Origin of the sequence: Vaginella massiliensis (assembly GCF_900089075.1) — a bacterium.
Lineage (GTDB): Bacteria > Bacteroidota > Bacteroidia > Flavobacteriales > Weeksellaceae > Weeksella > Weeksella massiliensis_A.
The window spans coordinates 309,707-324,037 of record NZ_LT593746.1 but is presented as its reverse complement, the minus strand read 5'-3'; the positions used below and the strand labels follow the sequence as shown (position 1 = coordinate 324,037).

Sequence of the window (14,331 nt, the reverse complement as noted above, 5' to 3'; positions counted from 1 at the left end):
GACTTCCCTGCCTTTAGTCCATCCAATGTAGATTATGGCAAACTTAAAAGAAATACGTAACAGGATTACTTCAGTAGGATCTACCATGCAAATTACTTCGGCGATGAAGCTGGTGTCGGCTGCAAAGTTGAAAAAAGCACAAGATTCTATCGTAGCATTACGTCCTTACGCCAACAAATTGCGCGAGTTGGTACAAAACATCAGTTCTAATTTAGACTCTGAAGTTGGATCAGCTTTGACCGAAAAACGTGACGTAAACAAAGTTTTGTTAGTCGTTATCAATTCGAATCGTGGACTTTGTGGTGGTTACAATTCTAGTATTATCAAAAAAGTCAATTCGCTTTTGATGGGTGAATTGAATGGCAAACAGGTAGAATTGATTACCATTGGTAAAAAAGCTTTCGACGCCTTCAAACGCAACGGAAACATCAAATTGAATGCCTCAACCATTTGGGACAACCTCAATTTCAACGATGTTGCCGAGATTGCAACCGAGATCACCAATGATTTCGTCGCTGGCGAATACGATCAGATTCGTATCGTATACAACAGATTCATCAACGCTGCTGTACAAGAAGTTCAGGACGAACAATTCTTACCCGTAGAGTTGGAAGAAGTTGAAGAAAATTCGAACGATAGTTTGGATTACATCTTCGAGCCAGGAAAAGGAGAAATCGTAACCGATTTGATTCCGTTGACGTTGAAAACTCAATTGTACAAAGCTGTTTTAGACGCTAATGCCTCTGAACACGGAGCGCGAATGACCGCCATGCACAAGGCAACCGATAACGCCGAAGAGCTCAAACGCAACTTGGTTATCGAGTATAATAAAGCCCGTCAGGCAGCCATTACAAACGAAATTTTAGAAATTGTTTCTGGAGCAGAAGCCCTCAACGCGTAACAATACAACATTCGAAAATGATCATATTTCAAAAACCACTCTTTTTAGAGTGGTTTTTTTATGTTTTAGACCTAGGTTAATTTAAGTGAACGTCATTAATTAATTTTATTAAACTTTTCCTAATCAGCATTTTCACTACCAAATACCATTTCATCCATAAAAAAATAAACCCTACTCAGAGAGCAGGGCAAGGATATTTAAATAAAAATGAAAAAATTAATGGGCTTGTTTATCAATTTCGGCTTGAATGTTTTTCCAATCGTAATAATGAAAAACTTTACCGTTGCTCATGGCAACAAAAATTCCGTGAGTAAAGGGACCGCCAAAGTTAAAATTCACCGCATCGGCGCCATCGCATTCGATGCTAGAAAACGGAACTTTTGCAATCATTCGATGTTCGTGTGGCTTGTTTGATTCGCCTTCGCGTTTGTACACCACAAAATTGTTGGCTTGCTGATCCGAAATCAAAATATAGCCTGCAGTTTCGCTGGTTTTATACAAGGCAATGCCTTCGTGGTCGCGTTTAAAATCGTTTTGCCCAAAAAAAGCCAATTCTTCGTTTCCTTTTTCTGGGTCGGCGTAATATTTTCTAACGCCAGCCGTTTCATCGGCATAATAAATATAGCCCAATTCGTTATCAACCATGATGGCTTCGATTTCTTTTTTACCAGAATACGCCCCGAATTTCCGTACAAGTTTCGCTTCAACAAATCCGTTTCGATCCAACAATTCGTACTGATGCAAATATTCGCCCGAAGGACCTTCTTTACGTCCGACTATGGCGTGAATTTTACCACTCGTTGGGTTGGTGTACAGGGCAATTCCCATCGGGTCTTTTTGTTCGCTATCTTCAAAAACCATGATGCCTCCGTTGTCCACTGGTTTCAAATCGGGCAGAGAAAAAATGCGGATTCTGTTTTGTTTGCGTTCGGTAACGACTGCAATATCGATTTTGGTACCGTTTAAATCAAAATCATACGCCAAGTCCACATTGTTTGGTCGATCCATAGGGTAAACCTTGTTCACAATTTTTCCTTGTAAATCATAAGCATAGAGTCCGCCCGTCTTCTCTTCTTTGTCGGTTCCGATGATGAGCGATTGCGCAGGATTTTTTCGGTTAATCCAAATTGCCGGATCGTCTGTATCGTGAGGAGTGGGTTCGGTAATTACCGTTGGCTTCAGCGCATTTTTGGCAACAGGAGCCAATTGAGAACCGCATGAAACGGTTGCCAAAGCTACGATAGAAAGTATTATTATCTTTTTCATTTTTTAATTTCGGTTTTGTAAACAACTTTAAAGCTATCTTTTTCAGACTGAATAACGTATGCTTTCAATGAATGCTGCGTAAGGGTAAATGCCATGAATCCAGGAACCGATTCGGCGAAGAGCGTTCCTTCGGTTTTGCCCGTCTCTCTAAGTTCGCTGCCTGCACCCGATAAAAACTGCATGAGCTTTCGCTTGTTCTTTTTTATGATTTGCAAATCATGTTCGTGCCCGCAGATATAGGCGTCTACATAATATTTTTCGAATAGAGGCTCGAAAATATCTTTTATTTCTAAGGTTTCTTGCTCTGTTTTACGCTTTCCGCCCGAATACAAAGGATGATGCCCCACCACAATTCGCCAAACAATTTCCGGATTTTTATCTTTTAATTTAGACTCCAACCACGCCAATTGTTTTTGGGTGTCTTGCTGGTCGATTCCAAGATATTTGGCAGTCTTTTGCTGATACTTAGATACAAAAGGATTGGTATCGATAATCAATAATTGTAGAAATTTACCTTTCTTAATTTCAATTCGTTTTTCAAAATAAGGTTCAGGCATTTCCCATCGTCTCGACACTTTAGTATAATCTATCTGTGCCTGAATATTGCCTTCGTAATCGTGATTGCCCAAGGCTACATACCACGGACTGTGCAACGAATGATGAGTATAGATGCTTTCGAACGAAGAAATCCACTGATAATCTTGCGTACTTTGAACTCCTGAAGGGTAGAAATTATCACCAACAGCAACCGTAAAATCCAGATCTAAAATATTTGCCACAGCGCCCATATCTCGCGCCACTTCTTTCTGAGTAAAAGCTCCGTGCCGACCAAAATCGCCAATTGCCAAAAACGAAATGCCATCTTTTTCGGGTTGTAGGTCTTGCGAAACCGCTGAGCCAAATGTATGGCCAGTTTGATGCTGACCATACATGGTATTGATAATAATAAAGAATAATAGTGAGAAAAGATTTTTTAACTTCATTAGAAATCGTATTTAATACCTAATATAAAACGAGATTTGTAATATTCTAATTGTTTCAGACGGTTGGTTTCGCCTTGATAGTAGCGTAACGGCTGATTGGTAAGGTTGTTGGCTTCGAAAAATACGCGCCATTTAGACATGAATTTATACGACATATTATAGTCTAAAAAGAATTGCTTGTCGTAGTAGCTATCTTCAAATTCATTTCCACCGATCTCGTCTAAATACGCCGAAGTGAAGTTAGCCGATAAACGTGCCGAGAATTTTTTGTTTTCCCAAGCCAACGATCCGTTGAGCATATGCGGTGCTGTACGCGGCAATCCTAAACCAGTGCGCGCTTCGCCGTCTTCGTTGGTAATTCCTTTAGCATCAGATTTTGTGTAAGTATAGTTGGCATACAAACCAAAATTCTTGAAAAATTTACCAGGTAAAAAGTCTAACTGACGCTGGAAAGCAATCTCAAATCCGTACACCGACACTTTGTCGCCGTTTCTTGCCTGTGTAAAATCCCAGTTTTCGCCTGCAGGTATTGGGTTTGCAATCGTCGGGAAGTCGGCACTGAAATCATTAGCCGTGTAGACGTTGTTGTTATAGGTATAAATGAAATTGTTAAGATTTTTGTAGAAAACGCCTCCAGAAACAATCCCGATATTTTTGAAATAATTTTCAACCATGACATCGAAATTGGTTGCGTAGGTCGCCTTCAGGTTTGGATTACCAGCTGCAATTTCGGCATCTTCTTGAATTACATTCACGTACGGAGCCAAATTGTAATAATTCGGACGAGCCAAACTTGTAGTAACCGCTGCGCGTAAAATGAAGTTTTCGGTAAATTTATGTTTCAGCGTAACGCTTGGTAGAACGTTAAGATAATTGTTTTTGTTTTTAATTTCGCCCAATAAATCCTCTTCGTCCATTACATAATTTCCGGTATATTCTATTGCGGTATGCTCCAAACGAACGCCGGTAATGATAGAGGTTTTATCATTAAAATCTTGATCCTGACGTAGATAACCAGCGGTAATGCTTTCTTTGGCTTTATAGTTAGACGATAAGAATTCTGCTGGTTCTAAAGTCTCTTTGAATAGATTCGGATTCGTTAAATCTAACGAGCCCAAGTAAGCACGGTCTACAAAATATCCTGGTGCATATTGCGAACCTGGATGAAAGTTTTCGCCGCTCCAATACACATTTGGCGTTTGAGCCAAACTTTCCATTGCATTAAGTGGTTTGTACGAATAAAAAATATTGTCGCGTTTTTTGTCTTTAAGTCGAACACGCGCACCAAAACGCAAACGTCCTTTCTCGCCATCAATTACCGAAAGCGGTAAACGGAAGTTTACTTTTGCACCAATTTCTTCTTCTTGTGTATAATTGTGGTTTTCAGTGATTTTTCGCAACTCAAACTTTTCAGGGTTTTCGCCGGCAACTGCGTATACGAACGGACTGTCGTCATTAGCTACGCTTTGCCCCATGACAACCTTTTTTTGTCTGAAATCCATATAACGCTCATTTGGTCTGTCTTCGCTGGCTTTCGAATAAGACACCGCCCAATCCATATCCAGTCTTGCAGAAAGAAGATGTTCTCCTCGCAACGAGAAGTTTAGAACTCTTTGATCTTCTAAACGAGTATTTTTGTTGCGGTTATTATCGATTCCGCCTTTGGTTTCTCTTCTTATTTCTCCGATATAGCTGCCGTCGTCTTGCAATTCTATATCTCTGTAACGTGTTCTGTATCGGTTTTCGCGGTCATCTCGCCAGTTGTACATCGCCGTGAAATCCATGCGGTTGTTTTCATTAAACACATAATCAGAGCTCAAAGAGAAACTTCTACGCACACGTTGCACATCGTATTTACGAATGTCCATTTGGCTAATGAATGGCTTGTTGTTATCGTCTTTATCCCAAACCGCTTCAATATTATCAGATCCAAAATTTTGCGATTACCATGTTGCCGAAGCGATGATGCCCAACTTGTTATCAGCAAAACGATTTCCGTAAATAAAAGCTCCGTTGTACAAACCTTTTTCACGAATTGGCGCATAGCCGCCAGACAAGGTAACCGATATACGCTCTCGGTTTGGCACGGCACGGGTAAGTAAGTTTACCGATCCACCAATGGCATCGGCGTCCATATCAGAGGTAAGGGTTTTATTGACTTCGATGGATGAAATCATATCCGACGGAATTAAATCCATCTGAACGTTTCGGTTATCTCCTTCTGCAGAAGGAATACGATCGCCATTTAAGGTAACTGAGTTCAACTCGGGTGACAAACCGCGTACAATGATATTACGCGCTTCACCTTGATCGTTTTGCATGGTGATACCAGGAACGCGCTTCAACGCATCACCAATGTTGGCATCAGGGAAACGACCAACCTGATCGGCTGAAATAATGTTGGAAATATTGGCGTTGTTGCGTTGTTGGTTCAATGCCTTGGCTTGTCCGCGAAGATAGTCACCTACAATCACAATTTCGTTCAATTCTTCGACCCCAGTGAACAACTCAAAGTTAGCGGTAGTGCTGTGGTCTGCACTCACTGTTACCTCTTGTGAAGCCGTGACATAACCCAAATATTCTACATAGACGTTGTAAGTACCTTCGGGTAGGCTTAGAAATTCGTAGCCTCCGTTTTGGTCCGAAACGGTGTATCGGTTGCTGTTTTCTATTTTAATGGTTGCGCCAGGTAAAGAAAAATTGCGTTCACCATCTACGATTTTTCCTGCTATTACTCCATCTTGGGCAAAAGCCATTGCACTTGCCAATGAAGCGACTAAAATGTAAAATTGTTTCATGATTGTAGAGTTGTATTCTCAAAGTTTGTCGACACAAAAGTAACATTCGGTGATAACCTTGGGTTTAACAAAATATCAATTTAAGTTTAAGTTTGTCTGTATAAAATATTAAGGAAATGTTACGAATGCAATTTTCTCAAACTCGGTAAGGCAATGGTTTCAACAGCGTCGGTTTGTTTTTTTTAGAAGATGAAACAGACAGAAAGAGGTAGAAAATATTACCTTTGACCAAAAAGAAAACAAGTTGAAAGAAGTAGATTATTTGGTGGTAGGCTTAGGCGTGGCAGCAACGGCTTTTGTTAGATTTTTATTAGCGAACAACCATTCTTTTTTGGTGATCAATAACGAGTCGCATTGTGCTTCTAAAGTTGCCGCCGGACTCTATAATCCGGTGGTTTTGAAACGCTTTTCTTTGGTTTGGGATGCGCCCAATCAGCTGAGTAAAATGAAATCGCTTTTTGGATTTTACGAACAATTATTTCAAAAAAAATATACCGAAACCTTACCCGTTTATCGAATTTTCAACGATGAGCAAGAACTCAATACTTGGGACAAAAAGTCACATTCGCATCCAGATTTAATTTCGTATCTGTCTACAGATTATACTCAGTTAGAAAACTATAAAATCATCAAACAACCTTATGGATCGGGCGAAGTTCTGGATACCGGACGAATTAATTTACGCGAGTTGATTCCGGATTTGGAAAAATATCTGTCCGAAAATAATCTTCTACTTCAGCAGACATTCGATTACAATCTGTTGCAAATCGAGGAATATTCTATTCGTTATCAGACCATCCAAACCAAAAGAATTATCTTTTGCGAAGGCTATCATATTATAGACAATCCGTTTTTCAAAAATTTGCCCATTATCGGTGTTAAAGGCGAAGTGCTGACTGTGAAAACCAAAGTCGACCTGCCAAAAGCCGTAGTGAAAGGAAAAGAGTTTCTGTTCCCCATGCACAACGACGAGTATTTTATAGGCGCGACCTACGATCGCGACAATTTGAATTACGATACCACCCCAGAGGCAAAAGACGAATTGCTAAACGGTGTGCAAAAAGTAATCGACGCTTCGTTCGAACTGAAAAGCCATGAGGCTTCTATACGCCCAACTGTAAAAGATCGTCGACCAATTGTTGGTGCTCATCCAATTTATCAAAATATGTATTGCATCAATGGCATGGGAACACGAGGAACCATGCTGGCGCCTTCTATGGCCGAACAATTATATCGCCATATCGAATCTGGCGAGCCAATAGATCCCTTGGCTTCAATTACAAGATATTATCATTTGTTCAACAATTCATAATTCATTTATAACCCTTATTTTTGCAGCATGATATTAGTTCAGAATTTAGGGGTATTTTTCTCAGGAAATTATTTATTCGAAGACGTTTCTTTTCGTATCAACAAAGGCAATCGTGTAGGCTTGGTTGGTAAAAATGGAGCAGGAAAATCGACCTTATTGAAAATTTTAGCCAAGGATCAACTACCGTCTGAAGGCGAAGTAGTGTACGAAGGCGAGGTGACGGTCGGATATTTGTCGCAAGATATCGATTTTGTGCAAGGAAGAACCGTTTGGCAAGAAGCCGATTCTGCTTTTGAGCAATTGGTCGAGATACAAAGTCGGATCGATTTCGTAAATAAAGAATTAGCCGAACGCACCGATTACGAATCGAATGAATATGGAAAACTGATCGAAGAAATCTCGACGCTCACAGAACGCTACGGTCTTTTGGGCGGATACACCAAAGACGCAGAAATCGAACGCATTCTGATTGGGTTAGGATTCAGAGCATCTGATTTTCATCGCAAGACCGATGAGTTCTCTGGCGGTTGGCGAATGCGAATCGAATTGGCAAAACTGTTGTTGCAACAACACGATGTGATGTTGCTCGATGAGCCTACTAATCACTTGGACATCGATTCGATTATTTGGCTCGAAGATTTCTTGAAAGATTATCCTGGAGCGGTAGTTTTGGTTTCGCACGATCGTCAATTTTTGGACAATGTAACCAATAGAACCATCGAAATAGCCAATCGTAAAATCTCTGATTACAAGGCAAATTATAGCAAATATTTAGAGCTGAGAGAAGATCGCAAAATAAAACTCGAACAAGCTCAGAAGAATCAAGAGCAGATGATCAAACACACCGAGGATCTCATCGCCAAATTCCGTGCGAAAGCCAACAAAGCCTCGATGGCGCAATCGCTCATCAAAAAATTAGACAAAATAGATCGCATCGAAGTCGAGAATGATGACGTTACCAAAATGAATATTCGGTTTGTAGATGCCATTCAGCCAGGTAAAATTATTTTCGAATTAGAAAATGTAGGCGTTGCTTTTGGCGATCATCAAGTGTTTGATCAAGTATCGTTTTATGTCAATCGAGGCGAAAAAGTTGCCTTTGTTGGGCAGAACGGACAGGGTAAAACAACGCTTTCGCGCGCCATCGTTGGCGAGATTCCTTACACCGGTAAAATAAAACACGGGCATAATGTAGAAATCGGATATTTTGCACAAAATCAAGCGCATGTCCTCAACGATAAGCTCACGGTTTTGGAAGAAGCAGAAAATGCTGCAACCGAAGAAACACGAAAACACGTTCGAGATTATTTAGGAGCCTTTATGTTTGGCGGTGAAGCTGTTGAGAAGAAAGTAGCTGTTTTGTCTGGGGGTGAGCGTAATCGGTTGGCTTTGTGCAAGTTATTGCTTCGTCCGTTCAATGTGTTGATTATGGATGAGCCCACAAACCACTTGGATATTGTATCGAAAGAATTGTTGAAAAAAGCTTTGCTGAAGTATACCGGAACTGTGATTTTGGTTTCGCACGACCGTGAATTTTTAGAAGGCTTGGCTACCAAAGTTTTCGATTTCCGTAACGGACAAGTTAAAGAATATCTTTCGGGTATCGACGATTATTTGGTCGAAGTGAAGGCGGGAAATTTCCGCGAAGTGGAAAAAGGTTTTGATGAACCAAAAGTAGAATCGAAACCCGAACCTAAAAAAGAAGAGCCAAAAGCCGAATTGTCGTTTGAGGAAGCAAAAGAACAAAAACGTCTGAAAAATAAGCTATCCAAAATAGAAACAGAAATTACAACAGTCGAAAATAAAATTACAGCAATAGAAGACAAAATCGCAGCAGGTAACCAAACCGAGCAAGAATTGAATGATTATAATGAAGCACAATTGCTGTTGGAAAAGTTGATGCAAGAATGGGAAGAACTCTCCACGCTGATTTTATAAAAACAAACAAAACACAAGCTTTATTCGTTCTCGGGTAAAGCTTTTTTTAGCTATTGATTGATGGTCACGTATTTCTAAAATGAATTACAGGCGATAAAACGACAAAAATCAGATTTTTTTACCCTCTTTCACAATTTGATGAGGTGGAAAGAATGATTTAAATCAAAAAAATATTATAAAAAAATCATGAGTTTATTAAAAATGTAAACTGTTGTAAATCAATATATTTTGTATGTTTTTATATTTATAAATATGATAAAATTTTATTTAAAATAGTTTTATTCTGATAATATTTAATAAGAATTGTTTTGTGATCAATAAAATAGTCGCGATATTAACTAAATAATCTTAAATAAACATTATATGAAAAAACTTTTACTATCATTATTCGTAGCTGGAGGTTTGTCGGCAGTAAACGCTCAAACTGTTCTTTTTCAAGAAGACTTCGATGGCAATGGACCAGGTATTTCAGCTTGGACAGTAATCGACGTCGATGGAAACACGCCAGCTACAGCAGTAGCATTCATCACAAACGCATGGAACCGCATCGATAGACAAGGTGCAAATGGTAACTTTGGTGGTCCTGCGGGTAATTTTGCTGCAATGAGTACTTCTTGGTACAGTCCGGTTGGTACTTCGAATGACTGGTTGATTTCTCCACAGGTTAACTTAACGGGGAATCCGACATTGGTGTGGACTTCAAAAGCACAAGACCCTCAATATCGAGATGGATATAAATTAATGCTTTCTACCAATGGTGGAAACACGGTTGCTGATTTCGACGTGACCTTATATTCTACCGCTGCTGAGTCGAGTTCATGGGTAGAGAGATCGGTGAGTTTGGCTGATTATGTGGGGAAAAATATCCGCTTTGCTTTTGTGAACAATACCACGGATAAGTTTATACTTTTGGTAGACGACATCAAGGTAGTAGATGGGAATACACCGCCTGCACCACCACCTTGTCCGACCTTGGTTTCGCCTGCGAATGGAGCGGTAGATGTTGACTATGAAGGAGGAGTAATGTTCACTTGGACAGCGCCGTCGGCTGATGTTACCGGATACGATTTCTATTTAGATGGAGAGTTGTTAGGTGATACTACTAGCACCTCATTTTCGGTTACAGGCTTACAAGGATTGACCACTTATTCGTGGACAGTAGTTGCTAAAAAAGGATCTGTAGCTTCTGAGAACTGTCAAGAATTTACATTTACAACGGCGCCTAGTGCATATTCTCCTTACTGTGGACCATTGACATTCTCTGGTATGTTTGGTGATAACATAGAACCAATTACATACGTAGAGTTTGCCGGAATCGCTAACAGAACAGATGCTACGTTAAATGGATCACCAGCGCATGAGATATTCTTAGATCAACAAGCAGCTGTAATGCCAGGAAACGAGTATACGATCAAGTTAGAAGGAAATACAGGAGGTAACTATACCAGCAACTTCGCTGTGTTCATCGACTGGAATGGAAACGGAGTTTTTGATGCAAACGAAACGTATATCGATTCGAATCTTTTGAAAGTTGTAAACTCAACCGGTACCGATGGGCAACAAGCAGTCTATACGATTTCTGTACCACAAGATGCTGTACATGGCGTAACGCGTATGCGAATCAAGAAAATGTTTGGTACAGTAAACTTAGGTGATCCATGTATGGGAGCTACTTACGGACAAGCAGAAGATTATGCTGTAAAAGTAGGAGACGACATGGGTGTTGAAAATGTAACCAAAAAAGGATTACAAATTTATCCAAATCCAGTTTCTGACGTGTTGAATATTACAGCAGAAGGAAAAGTGAAAGCTGTTTCGGTGTTGGATGTCAGCGGTAGAGTAGTAGCAAATTATAAATTAGATACTGCAAAATCACAAGTAAATGTATCGCACTTAGCTACTGGCGTGTACTTGGTACAAGTAACAACAGAAGACGGTAAAGTACAAACTACTAAATTGATTAAGAAATAATTGAGGAGTCAATTGTGTGATTGAATCAAAGGTTGGGAAAGGTTTCTCAACCTTTTTTTGTGGGGACAAGAATGAAAATGAGTACGGCAACTTCATGCCAAAAAAAATCCACCTTTCACAGGGGGATTATTATAATGGAGTAGATGTTAAAAACTGATTTCTTTTTCCAATATCAACGCGAATATTATTTTCCTAAAGGGATATTGTAGGCAACGCCTGCCCCCACAGTACCAGCATTGAATTTGTCGTTACCAACCTTTCCGTCGTCTCCCACAAAAACTTTGGTAAAATGCGCAAAGAAATTCCAGTTGCGGTTGTGGTAACCCACCTCTGGACGTAGGTAAAGTCCACCGTTTGGCATATCGGCATTGTAAGGCGATTCGCTTGGGTATTGGTTGTTGGCAACTTGATCTTTTCCTACCACAAATCCATACCCAATATCGGTACCGCCATAGAAGCCAGATTTTCCAGGGTAAACCCTGATGAGCGCTGCTACGGGAATGACACCAAAATCGTTGTTGTCGATTTTTATACCGTTGAAATCTCTTTCCTTTCCAAAGAAATGATTGTAGCCTGTAGCGACTCCCAAACCAAAGCCTGGCACTACTAAGTTCTGGTAAGAAATATCTAAACCTGTATTCGCACTTGTATTTTGACCAGTAGAAGCTCCAGCGTTCACCCCGATTTTCAGCATATTCTTCATATCAGAACTCTGAGCGATGGATAAATTAGAGGCTAAAATGCCAATAATTAGTAAATGAATTTTCTTTTTTAACATTTTCATAGATTATTTAGTTTTTTCATTAATGAGAAAAACTATCAATATCTTAGCCACAAATTTCTGAAGACGTTTTTTAGCTACGAAAAGAGGTGTGCTTCTAGGAGATTATTTGTTCATCGAAATCAAGAATTCTTCATTACTTCTACAGTCTTTGATACGTTTGTGTAAGAAATCCATTGCTTCTACCGGATTCATGTCTGATAGGTGATTTCGTAAAATCCACATGCGTTGCTGCGTCATTTCGTCTAATAGCAAATCATCTTTACGCGTAGACGAATTGACCAAATCAATCGCTGGGAAGATGCGTTTGTTGGCAATCTTACGATCCAATTGCAACTCCATGTTTCCAGTTCCTTTAAACTCTTCGAAGATTACTTCATCCATTTTAGACCCCGTATCGATCAGTGCTGTTGCAATAATGGTTAAAGAACCTCCGTTTTCGATATTTCTTGCAGCACCAAAAAAGCGTTTTGGTTTGTGCAATGCGTTGGCATCTACACCACCAGATAGCACTTTACCAGATGCAGGCGAAACCGTATTGTATGCACGAGCCAGACGCGTAATCGAGTCTAAAAGAATTACCACATCATGCCCGCATTCTACCATTCGTTTTGCCTTTTCCAAAACAATATTGGCAACTTTTACATGTCTAGAAGCTTCTTCGTCGAAGGTAGAGGCAATCACCTCGCCCCTTACAGAGCGTTTCATGTCGGTAACCTCTTCTGGGCGCTCATCGATCAACAAGACGATCAAATAAACCTCAGGATGGTTTTGCGCTATACCATTTGCAATGTCCTTCAAAAGGGTGGTTTTACCTGTTTTGGGCTGTGCGACAATCATACCGCGCTGTCCTTTTCCGATAGGAGCGAATAAATCTAAAATTCGATTCGATAACGAACGCGAGTTGCTCAGATTGAATTTTTCGTCTGGAAAAAGCGGCGTTAAATGTTCAAAAGCGATACGATCTCGTACAAAATCTGGCGTTCTACCGTTGATTTCGATAATTTTGATCAGAGGAAAATATTTTTCGCCTTCTTTCGGTGGGCGAACTTCTCCCAAAATGGTATCACCTGTTTTCAAACCAAAAAGTCGAATTTGCGACTGAGAAACGTAGACATCATCTGGCGACGACAAATAGTTGAAGTCAGACGAGCGCAAAAAACCGTAATTATTATCGGGTAAAATTTCTAAAACACCCTCAGTTTTTATAATGCCGTCAAACTCATAGTTTGCAGCACGATATTTATTTTTTTTGTCGTTTTGATCGTTGTTTTTCTGCTGATTTTTCTGACGTTGAGTGTGTTGGTTATGGTGTTGAGATTTTTTGTTTTCTTGCTGTTCTTGCGGCTTATTGTACTGCTTTCGATTGTTGGGCGTGGTTGGTGAATCTTTGGCAACCTGGTCGCTACTTTCTACGGTTTCATCGGCAGTGGTCGCTGCAATTGACGTTGTGGTGTTGTCTTCGCCGACCGATGGATGTTGAATTTTCATCCGCTTACGTCTCGGTCTTGGCTCCGCTTGCTCGTTTGCTGTGTTTGCAGAATTTTCTTCTGTCGCTTCGGGCTCAGCAGGCTGATCGGTAAAATAAGCAGTGATAGCATCGATCAATTCTCCTTTTCTAAGTTTCTTGTACCCAACTATCTGCAGTTGTGCTGCAATTTCTTGTAATTGAGGTAGTTTTTTGGTCTTAATTTCTGATAAGTCAAACATAATTCCTACAACAGGTAATATTTAAAATTAGAATTTTAATGGTATAAAGTGATTGGAAATCAAAAAGATGATTTGTGATATTTGTGGTTGTATAAGCGTTTTACACTGCAATACTACGAATATTTGATTAAACTCAAAAAAAAATCCGTAGTTTTGTGGCGAAATATTAATCTAAATGATACAACGCAAACAAAGTGTTTTTTTATTTTTTAGTGGAATAATTTCCAGTATCTTTGCTTTGAATGCAGCTAAGATGTACGATTTGGTAGTCGATTGGCTTTCGAATCCTGCAAATGGAGATTCACTAGCCACGCTAGCGTTCTTCTTTTCGGCATTTTTATCGTTCGTCACCATTCTATTGTTCAAAAATAGAAAGTTGCAATTGAAGCTAGGTTGGTTGAACATTGTTTTGAATTTTTTGATTTTAGGTTTTTTACTTTACTATCTATTAATCTTACCTGGAGAAAGTTTTTCTGAGAAAGGTATTTGGATTTTTGCTCCGATTATTCCGATCGCACTTATTTATATGGCGAATCGACTTATCCGAAAGGACGAAAATCTTGTGAAATCTATAGATAGATTTAGGTAAATCCTACAACTTTTATTTATATGAGTGCTAAAACGACTTTGAGAAATCAGGGTCGTTTTTTTTTTTTTTTTTTTTTTTTTTT

At 39.6% G+C, this 14,331-nt stretch carries 9 protein-coding genes and 1 pseudogene; 5 read left to right on the top strand and 5 right to left on the bottom strand.

All coding sequences use genetic code 11. The features are described from left to right. Positions 1-34 precede the first annotated feature (34 nt). Positions 35-901, top strand: a complete 867-nt coding sequence (gene atpG / locus BN8061_RS02735) for an ATP synthase F1 subunit gamma (protein ID WP_068596280.1) — start codon at positions 35-37, stop codon at positions 899-901. Positions 902-1,117: 216 nt separating this feature from the next. Here atpG and BN8061_RS02730 read toward each other — a convergent pair whose 3' ends face one another. From BN8061_RS02730 to BN8061_RS02720, 3 genes and pseudogenes are all read right to left on the bottom strand, one after another. After that, on the bottom strand, positions 1,118-2,167 hold the full coding sequence (locus BN8061_RS02730) for a phytase (protein WP_068596278.1): 1,050 nt from the start codon (positions 2,165-2,167) through the stop codon (positions 1,118-1,120). Then, a complete protein-coding gene (locus tag BN8061_RS02725) occupies positions 2,164-3,150 on the bottom strand; it encodes a metallophosphoesterase (protein ID WP_068596276.1) in 987 nt (328 codons plus the stop codon). Before BN8061_RS02725 ends, BN8061_RS02730 begins: the two co-directional genes overlap by 4 nt. Further along, a pseudogene (locus tag BN8061_RS02720) lies at positions 3,150-5,948 on the bottom strand (TonB-dependent receptor). The gene BN8061_RS02725 and the pseudogene BN8061_RS02720 overlap by 1 nt, the downstream one beginning before the upstream one ends. 244 nt (positions 5,949-6,192) lie before the next feature. Between BN8061_RS02720 and BN8061_RS02715 the strand changes: the two are divergent. The 3 genes from BN8061_RS02715 to BN8061_RS02705 all read left to right on the top strand — a co-directional run bounded on the left by BN8061_RS02715 (position 6,193) and on the right by BN8061_RS02705 (position 11,169). After that, positions 6,193-7,260, top strand: coding sequence for an NAD(P)/FAD-dependent oxidoreductase (locus tag BN8061_RS02715; protein ID WP_068596274.1), 1,068 nt, complete (start codon positions 6,193-6,195; stop codon positions 7,258-7,260). Positions 7,261-7,287: 27 nt separating this feature from the next. Beyond that, positions 7,288-9,198, top strand: coding sequence for an ABC-F family ATP-binding cassette domain-containing protein (locus BN8061_RS02710; RefSeq protein WP_068596272.1), 1,911 nt, complete (start codon positions 7,288-7,290; stop codon positions 9,196-9,198). A gap of 363 nt (positions 9,199-9,561) precedes the next feature. Next, positions 9,562-11,169 carry a T9SS-dependent choice-of-anchor J family protein gene (locus tag BN8061_RS02705; RefSeq protein WP_068596270.1) on the top strand — a complete coding sequence of 536 codons (1,608 nt, stop codon included), beginning with the start codon at positions 9,562-9,564 and terminating at the stop codon, positions 11,167-11,169. Between the two features lie 184 nt (positions 11,170-11,353). On the opposite strand, the gene BN8061_RS02700 is transcribed toward BN8061_RS02705, so the two are convergent. Both BN8061_RS02700 and rho read right to left on the bottom strand, forming a co-directional pair. After that, positions 11,354-11,953: a hypothetical protein gene (locus tag BN8061_RS02700; RefSeq protein WP_068596268.1), complete on the bottom strand. Its 600-nt coding sequence runs from the start codon at positions 11,951-11,953 to the stop codon at positions 11,354-11,356. A gap of 102 nt (positions 11,954-12,055) precedes the next feature. Further along, positions 12,056-13,660 carry a transcription termination factor Rho gene (gene rho, locus BN8061_RS02695; protein ID WP_068596266.1) on the bottom strand — a complete coding sequence of 535 codons (1,605 nt, stop codon included), beginning with the start codon at positions 13,658-13,660 and terminating at the stop codon, positions 12,056-12,058. Positions 13,661-13,835: 175 nt separating this feature from the next. Between rho and BN8061_RS02690 the strand changes: the two genes are divergently transcribed. Beyond that, positions 13,836-14,249, top strand: a complete 414-nt coding sequence (locus BN8061_RS02690; RefSeq protein ID WP_068596264.1) for a DUF4293 domain-containing protein — start codon at positions 13,836-13,838, stop codon at positions 14,247-14,249. The last annotated feature ends 82 nt before the right edge of the window (positions 14,250-14,331 follow it).